Here is a 12,091-nt window from a genome sequence, read left to right on the forward strand (position 1 = left end):
GAAGGGAGGATCTCCACATGGGTCGCAGTTTGAAAAAAGGGCCATTCATTGATGGCTACATGCTCAAAAAGGTAGAAGAGATGGAAGCTTCAGGTAAGAAGAACGTAATCAAAACCTGGTCCCGTCGTTCTACAATTTTCCCGCAATTCATCGGACACACATTCGGCGTTTACGATGGTCGTAAACACGTGCCAGTGTATGTAACTGAGGACATGGTCGGACACAAACTGGGTGAGTTCGCTCCAACCCGTACGTACAAAGGCCATACTGATGATGATAAGAAAACAAGAAGATAAATGAACATCTTTAATGTTTGAGAGGAGGTTACACAATGGAAGCAAAAGCACATGCTAAGTTTATCCGGATTGCTCCTCGTAAAGTTCAACTCGTTGTTGACTTGATTCGCGGCAAGCAAGTAGGTGAGGCGGTTGCCATTCTCCGTCACACTCCGAAATCCGCTTCTCCAATCGTTGAGAAGTTGCTTAACTCCGCTATTGCGAATGCGGAACATAACTATTCTTTGGATGTTAACAACTTGGTTATCTCGCAAGCTTACGTGAACCAAGGACCGACAATGAAACGTTTCCGCCCTCGTGCAATGGGACGTGCAAGTCGTATTAACAAACGTACTAGCCACATTACTTTGGTGGTATCTGAGAAGTAGAAGGAGGGGAAATGTGTGGGCCAAAAGGTAAATCCAGTCGGACTCCGTGTCGGAATTATCCGTGACTGGGAATCTAAGTGGTATGCAGGCAAAGACTTCGGTGATCTTTTGATGGAAGACGTGAGAATTCGTGAATTCCTGAAAAATAAATTGAAAGACTCCGCTTTATCTCGTGTAGAAATTGAGAGAGCGGCTAACCGCGTAAACGTAACGATTCACACTGCTAAACCAGGTATGGTTATTGGTAAGGGTGGTTCGGAAGTTGAAAATCTTCGTAACCAAATTACGAAAATTGCTGGCGGTAAAAAAGTACACATCAACATTTCTGAAATTAAGAACCAAGACTTGGACGCTGTTCTTGTAGCTGAAAGCATTGCACAACAATTGGAACGTCGTGTTTCTTTCCGTCGTGCTCTGAAACAAGCAATTCAAAGAACTATGCGCTCCGGTGCTAAAGGTATCAAAACTCAAGTAGGCGGACGTCTTGGCGGTGCTGAGATCGCACGTTCTGAAGGCTACAGCGAAGGAACTGTTCCACTGCACACACTGCGTGCTGACATTGACTATGGTACAGCAGAGGCTCATACTACTTACGGACTTATCGGCGTAAAAGTATGGATCTATCGTGGAGAGGTTCTTCCTACGGCTAAGAAACAAGCTGCTAAGGAAGGAGGCAACTAATCATGTTGGTACCAAAACGCGTAAAACACCGTAAGCAACAACGTGGACATATGAAAGGCCAAGCTAAAGGCGGAACGACTCTGAACTTTGGCGAATACGGTCTGCAAGCTACGGAACCGGCTTGGATTACGAACCGTCAGATCGAAGCGGCTCGTATTGCGATGACTCGTTACATCAAACGTGGTGGTAAAGTTTGGATCAAAATTTTCCCAGACAAACCAATCACTCAAAAGCCTCTCGAGGTTCGGATGGGTAGCGGTAAAGGTAACGTAGAAAAATGGGTTGCAGTAGTGAAACCAGGTAAGATCATGTTTGAACTTGCTGGTGTACCGGAGGAAATTGCACGCGAAGCAATGCGTCTTGCCGCTCACAAACTGCCAATCAAAACGAAGTTCGTGAAACGTGAAGAATTGGGTGGTGAAGCAAATGAAAGCTAGTGAATTTCGCAACCTAACCTCTGCTGAAATCGAGCAAAAGATTGCCGGATTTAAAGAAGAACTCTTTAACCTCCGCTTTCAATTAGCTACCGGTCAGCTGGATAACCCGACTCGCATCCGTGATGTGCGGAAAGAAATAGCTCGTGCTAAAACCATTATCCGTGAGAGAGAATTGGGAATCGGTTAATTAGGGATAGGATGGACAATCCGTCCGTAATCAGGAAGGAGGCCAACAATGAGCGAAGAACGTAACGCACGTAAAGTGCAAACTGGTAAAGTGGTCAGCGATAAAATGGACAAAACGATTGTTGTTGCTGTAGAAACTTACAAAAAACACAACTTGTACCATAAACGCATTAAGGTTACTAAAAAATTCAAAGCGCATGACGAAGAAAACACTGCGAAAATCGGTGACACGGTGAAAATCATGGAAACTCGTCCGCTTTCGAAAGATAAACGCTGGAGACTTACTGAAATCGTAGAAAAAGCGGTTATCATCTAATGCATCAGCAGCATTGCTGAAAGGAGGAATACTAAATGATTCAACCATTTACACGTTTGACTGTGGCCGACAACTCCGGTGCGAAGGAACTGATGTGTATCCGCGTACTCGGCGGTACGGGACGTCGTACAGCTCAAATCGGTGATCTGATCGTTTGTTCTGTTAAACAAGCAACACCAGGCGGCGTTGTCAAAAAAGGTGATGTAGTTAGAGCGGTTGTCGTTCGTACGAAACGTTCTGTACGTCGTAAAGACGGTTCCTACATCGGTTTTGATGAAAATGCAGCGGTTGTTGTAAAAGACGACAGAAGCCCACGTGGAACACGTATTTTCGGACCAGTTGCTCGCGAACTTCGCGATAAAGACTTCATGAAAATCGTTTCCTTGGCTCCAGAAGTTATCTAAAGCTTAATCTCGTGATGTTAGAAACAGGAGGTGTACGAAATGCCAAGAGTGAAAAAAGTTCTGGAATCCCATAACAACAAACTTCACGTTAAAAAGGAAGATACGGTTATGGTGATCAGCGGTAAAGACAAAGGTAAAAAAGGCCGTGTCATCGCTGCTTATCCTCGTGAGAACCGCGTCCTTGTGGAAGGTGTTAACATGGTGAAAAAACACCAGAAGCCTAACCAGCAAAATCCGCAAGGCGGCATTATCGAGAAGGAAGCTCCGATTCACGTTTCCAACGTAATGCACATCGATCCGAAGAGCGGAAAAGTAACCCGTGTAGGTTACAAAGTTTTGGATAACGGAAAGAAAGTGCGCGTTGCTAAACGTTCCGGAGAAATTATCGACTAATTGAACCGAATGAGAAAGGAGGGCTATGATTCATGGCATCAAGAATGAAAGAACGTTACCTGCAAGAAATCGCTCCTGCTTTGATGCAGAAGTTTAACTATACAACGGTAATGCAAGTGCCGAAAATCGAGAAAATCGTTATCAACATGGGTGTGGGCGACGCTGTCCAAAACTCTAAAGTGTTGGATTCCGCAGTAAGCGATTTGCAACTGATCGCAGGTCAAAAACCTGTAATCACTCGTGCTAAAAAATCTATCGCAGGATTCAAACTGCGTGAGAATATGCCTATCGGTGTGAAAGTAACATTGCGCGGTGAGCGTATGTATTTCTTCCTAGATAAATTGCTCAACGTAACGCTTCCTCGTGTCCGCGACTTCCGCGGTGTATCGAGTAAAGCTTTCGATGGACGTGGTAACTACACACTGGGTCTGAAAGAGCAACTGATCTTCCCAGAGATCGAGTATGATAAAGTTGATAAAGTCCGCGGTATGGATATTGTCATCGTAACAACGGCGAAAACAGACGAAGAGTCCCGCGAATTGCTCACGCAAATGGGAATGCCTTTCGTTAAGTAATGTTGGCATAACGTTTCCGGGTGTCTGGAAAGACTCCCTTTTCTCCGAAATTATTTAGGAGGTGTCAGGCTAAGTGGCAAAAACTTCGATGAAAGTTAAACAACAACGTACACCTAAGTTTAAAGTACGTGCATATACACGCTGTGAGCGTTGCGGACGTCCACATTCGGTCCTGCAAAAGTTCAAAATTTGCAGAATTTGTTTCCGTGAATTAGCTTATAAAGGCCAGATCCCTGGCGTGAAAAAAGCAAGCTGGTAAAAAGTCCTGAACGGGAAGGAGGTTAACTCACAATGACTATGTCTGATCCAATTGCAGATATGCTTACTCGTATTCGTAACGCGAACACTGTTCGTCACGAAACGGTAGAAATGCCTGCTTCGACAATGAAAAAACAAATCGCCGATATCCTGAAGCGTGAAGGTTTCATCCGTGACGCTGAAGTTATCGATGATAACAAACAAGGGATTATCCGTGTTTTCCTGAAATACGGTCAAAATAACGAGCGCGTTATCACTGGTCTGAAAAGAATCAGTAAACCTGGTCTTCGTGTTTACACGAAAAGCAACGAAGTACCTCGTGTACTTGGTGGCCTGGGAATCGCGATCATCTCGACATCTAAAGGTATCATGACGGACAAAGAAGCTCGTCAATCGAAATCCGGCGGAGAAGTCGTTTGCTACGTTTGGTAATATAACGTCACAAGATAGGAGGTGCAACATATGTCTCGTATTGGTCGCAAACCAATCACAGTACCAAGTGGTGTAGACATCACCCTGGACAACACCGTTATTACGGTAAAAGGACCTAAAGGAACTTTGACTCGTGAGCTTCATAAAGACATGAAGGTTACAGTTGAAAATAACGAAATCACAGTTGTGCGTCCTTCCGATAACAAAACTCACCGTTCTTTGCACGGCACAACGCGTAGCGTTGTAAACAATATGGTGAGCGGCGTTACTGAAGGATTCGCGAAATCTCTGGAATTGGTTGGGGTCGGATATCGTGCAAGCAAATCCGGAGATAAAATCGTTCTGAACGTTGGTTACTCTCACCCGGTTGAAATTACACCGGAAGCGGGAATCGAATTCGAAGTACCTTCGAATACAAAAATCATCGTTCGCGGAATTGACAAAGAGCGTGTAGGTGCTTACGCTGCTAAAATCCGTTCCGTACGTGAACCTGAGCCGTACAAAGGTAAAGGTATTAAATATGAAGGCGAGCGTATCATCCGTAAGGAAGGTAAAGCCGGTAAGAAGAAATAAGATTTCTCTTACCGCCTTTGCGCGGCTTTCGGCTTGCTTGCTTCGTGTGTTTCTAATATACCCCGTGGCTTCTGCTTTGAAGCCAGCGAGGTAACCTGAAAGGAGTGAATCTTTGAGATGATTACGAAACCAGATAAAAATAAGGCTCGTCTGAAAAGACACCTTCGTGTTCGTAAGAAAATCCAAGGAACGGCAGCACGTCCTCGTTTGAACGTATTCCGTTCTGGTAAACATATGTATGCTCAAATCATCGATGATGTTGCTGGTGTAACAATCGCTTCCGCGTCTACCGTAGACAAAGAATTGAGCACTGACATCAAAAATGGTGCATCTGTTGAATCAGCTCGTAAAGTTGGCGAACTCGTTGCTAAACGTGCTAAAGACAAAGGTGTTTCCAACATCGTATTTGACCGTAGCGGTTATCTGTACCATGGTCGTATCGCAGCATTGGCTGAAGCGGCTCGTGAAGCAGGACTTGAGTTTTAAGATATTTTTCAAAAGGAGGTTAACGACTTGCGTGTAGATCCGAATACTTTGGAACTGACTGAAAGAGTTGTAAATATTAATCGCGTAGCTAAAGTAGTAAAAGGCGGACGCCGTTTCAGCTTTAGCGCACTGGTTGTAGTCGGCGACGGCAACGGCTGGGTTGGAGCTGGTATCGGTAAAGCGGGCGAAGTACCTGATGCAATTCGCAAAGGTATTGAAGACGCTAAGAAAAACCTTGTACACGTTCCACTCGTAGGAACATCGATTCCTCACTTGGTAACAGGTAAGTTCGGCGCAGGACGCGTGCTGTTGAAACCAGCATCTGAAGGTACAGGTGTTATCGCTGGTGGTCCTGTACGTGCGGTTCTCGAACTTGCTGGTGTAGGTGACATTTTGACAAAATCTCTGGGTTCTTCGAATTCCATGAACATGGTCAATGCGACTTTGGAAGGTTTGTCCCGTTTGAAGCGTGCTGAAGACGTGGCTAAACTGCGCGGAAAATCCGTCGAAGAGCTTCTGGGTTAAGGAGGGAATTCTCATGGCTAAATTAGAAATTACCCTCGTCCGCAGCTTGATCGGACGTCCGGAGACGCAAAGAACAACTGTGAAAACATTGGGTTTGCGCAAAATCAATAGCAAAGTGGTACAAAACGATAATCCTGCCATCCGTGGTATGATTAACAAAGTAAGCCACTTGGTTGCTGTTAAAGAAGTAGAAGCTTAATAACGGGTTAATCCCACAAATCTTTAAGGAGGTGCAACGAACGATGAAGTTACATGAGCTTTCACCATCTCCTGGATCCCGCAAAGAACGTAAACGTCTTGGTCGCGGTCCAAGTAGTGGTACAGGTAAAACATCAGGTCGCGGTCACAAAGGACAAAATTCTCGTTCTGGCGGTGGAGTTCGTCCAGGCTTCGAAGGTGGACAAAATCCATTGTATCGTCGCTTGCCAAAACGTGGTTTTGTAAACCCAACTCGCAAAGAATATGCAGTTGTGAATACTGAAGACCTGAACAGTTTTGCTGCGGGTACTGAAGTAACTCCAGAATTCTTGATGACGAATGGCGTAGTTAAAAACGCTAAATCCGGAATCAAAATCCTGGGTAACGGTGATGTCACTGTGAAGCTGACTGTTAAAGCTAACAAGTTTTCTCAATCTGCTATTGAGAAAATTGAAGCTGCTGGCGGTACAACTGAGGTGATTTAATGTTCAAGACCCTAAAGAATATCTGGCGGGTTGAAGATCTGCGCAAAAGGGTATTATTTACCCTTTTTGTACTGATCATTTACCGCATCGGCTCCTTTGTCCCCGTGCCGGGAGTTAACAAAGATGTGTTCGAAGCGACAAATTCTGCGGGTAAAGAAGTTTTTGGACTTCTCAATACGTTCTCGGGTGGAGCGCTCTTCCAGTTCTCGATATTTGCGCTCGGGATCGTGCCTTACATCACTGCGTCTATTATAGTACAGTTGCTTTCCATGGACGTTATTCCTAAATTAGCGGAGTGGGCAAAGCAAGGTGAACAAGGTAAGAAGAAATCTGCACAGTTGACCCGTTATTTAACCATCGGGCTGGCATTGATTCAAGCGTTTGGTACGTCGATCGGATTCAACCGCTTGTACAATACAGAGATGGTGCCTAACGCTACATTTGCAGATTATATCTTGATCGCGATTGTACTTACGGCCGGTACTTCATTCCTGATGTGGCTTGGTGAGCAGATCACCGAGAAGGGCATAGGAAACGGGATTTCGATCTTGATCTTTGCAGGTATCCTATCTACGGTGCCTAACATTATCAAACAAACGATCGAATCTGACTTCATTCAACCTGACCAACTGTTTATGAATATTCTTAAAGGTGTTATCATCGCAATTGTTATTGTGTTGATCATCATAGGAGTCATTTACATTCAGCAGGCGATTCGGAAGATTCCGGTACAGTACGCTAAACGTGTCGTAGGTAACAAAATGTACGGTGGACAGAATACACATATCCCGCTGAAAATTAATGCAGCAGGTGTTATCCCTGTCATCTTTGCTTCATCGCTGTTGATGTTCCCAACGATTATCGCCAACTTCTGGGCAGATCGCCTCTGGGCACAGTGGATCGGACAGAACCTGACTACACACAAACCTCTGGGTATGTTGCTGTATGTCGTGATGATCTTCGGTTTCACATTCTTCTATACTTTTGTACAGATGAATCCACAGCAGATGGCTGATAATATGAAAAAGAACGGCGGTTACATCCCAGGCATTCGCCCGGGTAAAGCAACCGAGAAATATCTGACCCGTGTCATGACTCGTTTGACAATGGCCGGAGCCATCTTCTTGGCAGTCATTTCCGTTCTGCCTGTATTCTTAGGGGCACTTTCTGGTTTGCCTCAATCTGCGCAAATTGGAGGAACATCCCTCCTGATCGTTATCGGTGTTGCGCTGGATACGATGAAGCAAATCGAAAGCCAATTGATCAAACGCCACTACAAAGGTTTTATCAATAAATAGGCAATAGGTACCGGTCGAGTGAAGATTTACTTGCCGGCACCTATTGTGCTGTTTGTTGATGTAGGGTAGTCTTGGAGGGAGTGACATAACGTGAACATCCTATTCATGGGCCCTCCGGGGGCAGGAAAAGGAACGCAAGCAGACGTCATCGTGAAAGAGTTCGGTATTCCCCATATTTCAACAGGCGATGCATTTCGTCTCGCGATCAAACAGGGAACTCCCATTGGCATGAAAGCCAAGGAATATATGGATCAAGGATTGCTTGTACCAGATGATGTAACCATTGGCATCGTTGAAGAACGTTTGCAGCAGCCTGACTGCAGAGAAGGTTTCCTCTTGGACGGATTTCCAAGAACCCTTTCGCAAGCAGAAGCGCTCGATGGCATTCTGGATCGATTGAACTCAGGTCTCGATCATGTAATCAACCTGAAAGTGGATCGCAACAAATTGCTCGCTCGTTTGACGGGTCGTCGAATTTGTAAAAACTGTGGTTCCACTTATCATGTGGTATTCAATCCGCCTAAGCAGGAAGGTATTTGTGATAAATGCGCTGGTGAATTGTATCAACGCTCTGATGATAATGAAGAGAGTGTAGGTACACGACTGGACGAGTATATCAACAAAACAGCACCACTCCTCACGTTCTATGAGACTAAAGGTCTTCTTCGTCAAATGAACGGAGAACAGGATATCGATCAAGTTTCTCAAGAAATCGTGTCCTTACTGAGAGGTTAATTGATGATCATTGGTAAGTCCGAAACGGAACTGGGCTTGATGAGGGAAGCAGGGAGAATTGTTGCGGAAACGCATCGTCTCTTGGCAGAGCATATCGCTCCCGGTATTACGACTGGAGAACTTGACCATATGGCTGATCAATATATCCGCAGTCAAGGAGCTGTGCCGTCTTTCAAAGGTTATAACGGTTTCCCTGCCAGTGTGTGCGCTTCAGTAAATGAAGAGTTGGTACATGGATTTCCCGGCAAACGCAAGTTGAACGAGGGCGATATCGTTACGTTTGACATTGGCGCGCAGTACCAGGGGTATCATGGAGATTCCGCCTGGACTTATCCGGTCGGCCGTATTTCCGAAGAAGCCCGTCGTCTTCTGGACGTTACCGAGGCTTCGTTATACGCAGGTCTGGCGCTGGTAAAACCGGACGTTCGCTTGTTTACAATATCTCATGCGATTCAGAAATATATTGAAGATGAAGGGTTCTCCGTAGTTCGTGAATATGTCGGTCACGGCATAGGCGCAGATCTGCACGAAGAACCACAGATTCCGAACTATGGTCTTCCCGATCGGGGACCACGGCTTAAAGCGGGCATGGTGCTGGCCATAGAGCCGATGGTTAACGTAGGTAGACGGTATGTGAAAACGTTGGAAGATAACTGGACTGTCGTCACGGTTGATGGTAAGTTATGTGCCCACTTTGAACACACCGTAGCAGTTACACCAGATGGTATGGAAATTTTCACGAAACTGAATGCGTAGGTGATGAGGCATGAACAGTCAGTCTAATCCGCAGCTCGGTCAACTTGTGAAGATCCGTAAAGGCCGCAATGCGGACCAAGCCGCAGTAATTGTTGCTATAGCGGACGGTAAGTTCGTATATATTGCGGATGGAGACAAACGTAAGTTTGATCAACCAAAGAAGAAGAATCTTCTTCATCTTGAACTCCAGCCCATGATTAGCAGCGAGGTTGTGAACAGTTTAAACGAGAGTGGTCGGGTGACAAATGGAAAGCTCCGTTACGCGGTTCATTCATTTCTGGAATCCACCAACATTCAAGCTGAAGAGAAAGGAGACTGACTAATGGCCAAGGAAGATGTCATTGAAGTGGAAGGTACGGTTCTCGAACCGCTACCGAATGCAACATTCAAGGTTGAGCTTGAGAACGGTCATCAAATTCTCGCTCACGTTTCCGGAAAACTGCGGATGCACTTTATCCGTATCCTGACTGGAGACAAAGTAGTTGTTCAGTTGTCGCCTTATGATTTAACAAAAGGTCGCATAACTTACCGTAAATAGTAGTAGACAGTTGCAATGAACTGTGAAGCTTATGAAGCGGGTTTTGCCCGGCAAAACTTGCGAAAGCTTCGAAGCCGGTTTTACAATAGTAGAACAAGGTCAATGCTTACGAAGAGGGTTTTGCTTAGCAAAACTTTGAGGAGGTAATTCACATGAAGGTAAGACCTTCGGTCAAGCCGATTTGCGAAAAATGCAAAGTCATTCGCCGCAAAGGGAATGTTATGGTTATCTGTGAAAATCCGAAACACAAACAAAAACAAGGTTAAAGAAGGGGGTGTAGCGTAAAATGGCACGTATAGCTGGTGTGGATTTGCCACGTGATAAGCGCGTTGAGATCGCCTTGACTTATATTTTCGGAATCGGTAAAACGACTTCCCAGAAAATTCTGAGCACAACAGGCATCAATCCGGACACTCGTGTTCGTGATTTGACGGAAGATGAAGTCAGCAAATTGCGTGAAAGTATCGATAAAGAGGTCAAAGTAGAAGGTGACCTGCGTCGAGAAATCTCTTTGAATATTAAACGTTTGACGGAGATCGGTTGTTACCGTGGAGTTCGTCATCGTCGTGGTCTGCCTGTTCGTGGACAACGTACGAAAACGAATGCTCGTACTCGTAAAGGTCCTCGTCGTACAGTAGCGAACAAGAAGAAATAATAAGGGGGGATAAGAGAAAATGGCTAAACCGAAAAAAGTCGTACGTACTAAACGTCGTGACCGTAAGAATATTGAATCTGGCGTGGCGCATATCCGTTCCACTTTCAATAACACTATCGTTACTATTACGGATCCTCACGGAAATGCAATTTCGTGGGCAAGCTCCGGCGGCCTCGGATTCAGAGGTTCCCGTAAATCGACTCCGTTTGCTGCACAAATGGCTGCTGAGACTGCTGCCAAAGCTGCAATGGAACATGGGATGAAAGCCGTTGAGGTTATGGTTAAAGGACCAGGCGCAGGCCGTGAAGCAGCGATCCGCTCTTTGCAAGCTGCTGGTCTTGAAGTTAACCTGATCAAAGACGTAACTCCAGTCCCGCATAACGGATGCCGTCCTCCAAAACGTCGTCGTGTCTAATGAGATTTGCCCCTGCGTGTGGTATATTTCCGGCACAATCTGCTAATAATGGTTGTTTAGGCATACTACTACATGTTTTCGCAAGAGAAGGTAAATGTTTCATAGAGGACCGACGTTTTGAAGGAGGGGTATTGCAGTGATTGAAATCGAAAAGCCGAAAATTGAGACGGTAGACGTCAACGATGATGGCACCTATGGGAAATTCGTAGTAGAACCGCTTGAGCGCGGATACGGTACGACGCTTGGAAACTCGCTTCGCCGAATCTTGCTCTCGTCACTGCCGGGTGCGGCAGTGTCTTCGGTTCAAATCGATGGCGTTCTGCATGAATTTGCTACAGTTCCTGGCGTAATGGAAGATGTAACGGAGGTTATTCTTAACCTGAAAGCTTTGTCGCTTAAGATTCATTCAGACGAGGAGAAAGTGCTCGAGATTGATGCTGAAGGCGAAGGAGCAATTACGGCTGGAGATATCCGTGCTGACTCCGATGTGGAAATCCTTAATCCGGATTTGCACATTGCTACGCTCGGACCAGGTTCGAGACTTCACATGCGTATTTTTGCCAATCGCGGTCGCGGCTACGTCCAGGCAGATCGGAATAAACGCGATGACCAGCCGATCGGCGTCATCCCAGTCGATTCCATCTTCACCCCGATCAGTCGCGTTAACTACGCTGTGGAAAATACGCGTGTCGGTCAAGTGACCAACTATGACAAGCTCACGTTGGAAGTTTGGACTGATGGAAGTATTCGTCCTGAAGAGGCTGTAAGCCTCGGCGCTAAAATTTTGACTGAGCATTTGATGCTCTTCGTGGGTCTTACAGACGAAGCGAAAGATGCAGAAATCATGGTCGAAAAAGAAGAAGACAAAAAAGAAAAAGTACTCGAAATGACGATCGAAGAGCTGGATCTCTCTGTTCGTTCCTACAACTGCCTCAAACGTGCCGGTATTAATACCGTGCAAGAGCTGACTACGAAAACGGAAGAAGACATGATGAAAGTCCGTAACCTCGGACGCAAGTCTTTGGAAGAAGTTCAAGAGAAGCTTGAGGAACTTGGTTTGGGACTCCGTACAGAAGAATAG

The 12,091-nt window shown here is 45.6% G+C and carries 25 protein-coding genes; all 25 read left to right on the forward strand.

Annotated features, from left to right (window positions below; all coding sequences use genetic code 11):
• Nucleotides 1–17: 17 nt before the first annotated feature.
• The 25 genes from rpsS to QF041_RS24360 all read left to right on the forward strand — a co-directional run bounded on the left by rpsS (nt 18) and on the right by QF041_RS24360 (nt 12,091).
• A complete protein-coding gene (gene rpsS / locus QF041_RS24240; RefSeq protein ID WP_062836183.1) occupies nt 18–296 on the forward strand; it encodes a 30S ribosomal protein S19 in 279 nt (92 codons plus the stop codon).
• A 35-nt stretch (nt 297–331) separates the two neighbouring features.
• On the forward strand, nt 332–664 hold the full coding sequence (gene rplV / locus QF041_RS24245) for a 50S ribosomal protein L22 (RefSeq protein WP_024633583.1): 333 nt from the start codon (nt 332–334) through the stop codon (nt 662–664).
• Between the two features lie 15 nt (nt 665–679).
• Nucleotides 680–1,345 carry a 30S ribosomal protein S3 gene (gene rpsC / locus QF041_RS24250; protein ID WP_036607182.1) on the forward strand — a complete coding sequence of 222 codons (666 nt, stop codon included), beginning with the start codon at nt 680–682 and terminating at the stop codon, nt 1,343–1,345.
• 2 nt (nt 1,346–1,347) lie between these two features.
• Nucleotides 1,348–1,782 (forward strand): 50S ribosomal protein L16, encoded by a 435-nt coding sequence (gene rplP / locus QF041_RS24255; protein WP_017692082.1) that lies wholly within the window; start codon nt 1,348–1,350, stop codon nt 1,780–1,782.
• Entirely contained in the window at nt 1,772–1,969 is a 198-nt protein-coding gene (gene rpmC / locus QF041_RS24260; RefSeq protein ID WP_017692083.1) for a 50S ribosomal protein L29, read from the forward strand. The genes rplP and rpmC overlap by 11 nt, the downstream gene beginning before the upstream one ends.
• Before the next feature lie 48 nt (nt 1,970–2,017).
• Nucleotides 2,018–2,284, forward strand: a complete 267-nt coding sequence (rpsQ, locus tag QF041_RS24265) for a 30S ribosomal protein S17 (RefSeq protein WP_017692084.1) — start codon at nt 2,018–2,020, stop codon at nt 2,282–2,284.
• Between the two features lie 35 nt (nt 2,285–2,319).
• Entirely contained in the window at nt 2,320–2,688 is a 369-nt protein-coding gene (gene rplN / locus QF041_RS24270) for a 50S ribosomal protein L14 (protein WP_017692085.1), read from the forward strand.
• Between the two features lie 39 nt (nt 2,689–2,727).
• Complete coding sequence (gene rplX / locus QF041_RS24275; protein ID WP_017692086.1) at nt 2,728–3,081, forward strand: 50S ribosomal protein L24; 354 nt, start codon at nt 2,728–2,730, stop codon at nt 3,079–3,081.
• Nucleotides 3,082–3,113: 32 nt separating this feature from the next.
• Nucleotides 3,114–3,656, forward strand: coding sequence for a 50S ribosomal protein L5 (gene rplE, locus QF041_RS24280; RefSeq protein ID WP_221825249.1), 543 nt, complete (start codon nt 3,114–3,116; stop codon nt 3,654–3,656).
• Nucleotides 3,657–3,729: 73 nt separating this feature from the next.
• Nucleotides 3,730–3,915: a type Z 30S ribosomal protein S14 gene (locus tag QF041_RS24285; RefSeq protein WP_013312154.1), complete on the forward strand. Its 186-nt coding sequence runs from the start codon at nt 3,730–3,732 to the stop codon at nt 3,913–3,915.
• Between the two features lie 32 nt (nt 3,916–3,947).
• Nucleotides 3,948–4,346: a 30S ribosomal protein S8 gene (gene rpsH / locus QF041_RS24290; protein ID WP_017692088.1), complete on the forward strand. Its 399-nt coding sequence runs from the start codon at nt 3,948–3,950 to the stop codon at nt 4,344–4,346.
• Nucleotides 4,347–4,376: 30 nt separating this feature from the next.
• Complete coding sequence (rplF, locus tag QF041_RS24295) at nt 4,377–4,919, forward strand: 50S ribosomal protein L6 (RefSeq protein ID WP_017692089.1); 543 nt, start codon at nt 4,377–4,379, stop codon at nt 4,917–4,919.
• A 117-nt stretch (nt 4,920–5,036) separates the two neighbouring features.
• Nucleotides 5,037–5,405 carry a 50S ribosomal protein L18 gene (gene rplR / locus QF041_RS24300; RefSeq protein ID WP_017692090.1) on the forward strand — a complete coding sequence of 123 codons (369 nt, stop codon included), beginning with the start codon at nt 5,037–5,039 and terminating at the stop codon, nt 5,403–5,405.
• Between the two features lie 27 nt (nt 5,406–5,432).
• A complete protein-coding gene (rpsE, locus tag QF041_RS24305) occupies nt 5,433–5,930 on the forward strand; it encodes a 30S ribosomal protein S5 (RefSeq protein WP_017692091.1) in 498 nt (165 codons plus the stop codon).
• Nucleotides 5,931–5,943: 13 nt separating this feature from the next.
• Entirely contained in the window at nt 5,944–6,129 is a 186-nt protein-coding gene (gene rpmD / locus QF041_RS24310) for a 50S ribosomal protein L30 (RefSeq protein WP_017692092.1), read from the forward strand.
• A gap of 43 nt (nt 6,130–6,172) precedes the next feature.
• Complete coding sequence (gene rplO, locus QF041_RS24315) at nt 6,173–6,613, forward strand: 50S ribosomal protein L15 (RefSeq protein WP_017692093.1); 441 nt, start codon at nt 6,173–6,175, stop codon at nt 6,611–6,613.
• The gene (gene secY, locus QF041_RS24320) at nt 6,613–7,911 is read left to right on the forward strand and encodes a preprotein translocase subunit SecY (RefSeq protein ID WP_047841120.1); all 1,299 of its coding nucleotides are present in this window, start codon (nt 6,613–6,615) and stop codon (nt 7,909–7,911) included. The genes rplO and secY overlap by 1 nt, the downstream gene beginning before the upstream one ends.
• A 90-nt stretch (nt 7,912–8,001) precedes the next feature.
• A complete protein-coding gene (locus QF041_RS24325) occupies nt 8,002–8,646 on the forward strand; it encodes an adenylate kinase (RefSeq protein WP_036607188.1) in 645 nt (214 codons plus the stop codon).
• A gap of 3 nt (nt 8,647–8,649) precedes the next feature.
• Nucleotides 8,650–9,402, forward strand: coding sequence for a type I methionyl aminopeptidase (gene map, locus QF041_RS24330; RefSeq protein ID WP_036607191.1), 753 nt, complete (start codon nt 8,650–8,652; stop codon nt 9,400–9,402).
• A gap of 10 nt (nt 9,403–9,412) precedes the next feature.
• On the forward strand, nt 9,413–9,721 hold the full coding sequence (locus QF041_RS24335; protein WP_036607194.1) for a KOW domain-containing RNA-binding protein: 309 nt from the start codon (nt 9,413–9,415) through the stop codon (nt 9,719–9,721).
• 3 nt (nt 9,722–9,724) lie between these two features.
• Nucleotides 9,725–9,940 (forward strand): translation initiation factor IF-1, encoded by a 216-nt coding sequence (gene infA / locus QF041_RS24340; RefSeq protein WP_017692098.1) that lies wholly within the window; start codon nt 9,725–9,727, stop codon nt 9,938–9,940.
• Nucleotides 9,941–10,092: 152 nt separating this feature from the next.
• A complete protein-coding gene (rpmJ, locus tag QF041_RS24345; RefSeq protein WP_003333770.1) occupies nt 10,093–10,206 on the forward strand; it encodes a 50S ribosomal protein L36 in 114 nt (37 codons plus the stop codon).
• A gap of 20 nt (nt 10,207–10,226) precedes the next feature.
• Complete coding sequence (gene rpsM / locus QF041_RS24350; RefSeq protein ID WP_062329455.1) at nt 10,227–10,595, forward strand: 30S ribosomal protein S13; 369 nt, start codon at nt 10,227–10,229, stop codon at nt 10,593–10,595.
• Nucleotides 10,596–10,614: 19 nt separating this feature from the next.
• Nucleotides 10,615–11,010: a 30S ribosomal protein S11 gene (gene rpsK, locus QF041_RS24355; RefSeq protein ID WP_017692100.1), complete on the forward strand. Its 396-nt coding sequence runs from the start codon at nt 10,615–10,617 to the stop codon at nt 11,008–11,010.
• Between the two features lie 136 nt (nt 11,011–11,146).
• Nucleotides 11,147–12,091 (forward strand): DNA-directed RNA polymerase subunit alpha, encoded by a 945-nt coding sequence (locus QF041_RS24360; protein ID WP_017692101.1) that lies wholly within the window; start codon nt 11,147–11,149, stop codon nt 12,089–12,091.

This window comes from Paenibacillus sp. W2I17 (genome assembly GCF_030815985.1).
GTDB lineage: Bacteria > Bacillota > Bacilli > Paenibacillales > Paenibacillaceae > Paenibacillus.

What these genes read in the sequence shown, in the direction of transcription:
- rpmD (WP_017692092.1), top strand. Translation starts at nt 5,944, where the DNA reads ATGGCTAAATTAGAAATTACCCTCGTCCGCAGCTTGATCGGACGTCCG.
- infA (WP_017692098.1), top strand. Translation starts at nt 9,725, where the DNA reads ATGGCCAAGGAAGATGTCATTGAAGTGGAAGGTACGGTTCTCGAACCG.
- rplR (WP_017692090.1), top strand. Translation starts at nt 5,037, where the DNA reads ATGATTACGAAACCAGATAAAAATAAGGCTCGTCTGAAAAGACACCTT.
- rplE (WP_221825249.1), top strand. Translation starts at nt 3,114, where the DNA reads ATGGCATCAAGAATGAAAGAACGTTACCTGCAAGAAATCGCTCCTGCT.
- rpsH (WP_017692088.1), top strand. Translation starts at nt 3,948, where the DNA reads ATGACTATGTCTGATCCAATTGCAGATATGCTTACTCGTATTCGTAAC.
- map (WP_036607191.1), top strand. Translation starts at nt 8,650, where the DNA reads ATGATCATTGGTAAGTCCGAAACGGAACTGGGCTTGATGAGGGAAGCA.
- rplO (WP_017692093.1), top strand. Translation starts at nt 6,173, where the DNA reads ATGAAGTTACATGAGCTTTCACCATCTCCTGGATCCCGCAAAGAACGT.
- rpmJ (WP_003333770.1), top strand. Translation starts at nt 10,093, where the DNA reads ATGAAGGTAAGACCTTCGGTCAAGCCGATTTGCGAAAAATGCAAAGTC.
- rplF (WP_017692089.1), top strand. Translation starts at nt 4,377, where the DNA reads ATGTCTCGTATTGGTCGCAAACCAATCACAGTACCAAGTGGTGTAGAC.
- secY (WP_047841120.1), top strand. Translation starts at nt 6,613, where the DNA reads ATGTTCAAGACCCTAAAGAATATCTGGCGGGTTGAAGATCTGCGCAAA.
- rpsM (WP_062329455.1), top strand. Translation starts at nt 10,227, where the DNA reads ATGGCACGTATAGCTGGTGTGGATTTGCCACGTGATAAGCGCGTTGAG.
- rpsK (WP_017692100.1), top strand. Translation starts at nt 10,615, where the DNA reads ATGGCTAAACCGAAAAAAGTCGTACGTACTAAACGTCGTGACCGTAAG.
- rpmC (WP_017692083.1), top strand. Translation starts at nt 1,772, where the DNA reads ATGAAAGCTAGTGAATTTCGCAACCTAACCTCTGCTGAAATCGAGCAA.
- rplN (WP_017692085.1), top strand. Translation starts at nt 2,320, where the DNA reads ATGATTCAACCATTTACACGTTTGACTGTGGCCGACAACTCCGGTGCG.
- rpsQ (WP_017692084.1), top strand. Translation starts at nt 2,018, where the DNA reads ATGAGCGAAGAACGTAACGCACGTAAAGTGCAAACTGGTAAAGTGGTC.
- rplP (WP_017692082.1), top strand. Translation starts at nt 1,348, where the DNA reads ATGTTGGTACCAAAACGCGTAAAACACCGTAAGCAACAACGTGGACAT.
- rplV (WP_024633583.1), top strand. Translation starts at nt 332, where the DNA reads ATGGAAGCAAAAGCACATGCTAAGTTTATCCGGATTGCTCCTCGTAAA.
- QF041_RS24335 (WP_036607194.1), top strand. Translation starts at nt 9,413, where the DNA reads ATGAACAGTCAGTCTAATCCGCAGCTCGGTCAACTTGTGAAGATCCGT.
- rpsS (WP_062836183.1), top strand. Translation starts at nt 18, where the DNA reads ATGGGTCGCAGTTTGAAAAAAGGGCCATTCATTGATGGCTACATGCTC.
- rplX (WP_017692086.1), top strand. Translation starts at nt 2,728, where the DNA reads ATGCCAAGAGTGAAAAAAGTTCTGGAATCCCATAACAACAAACTTCAC.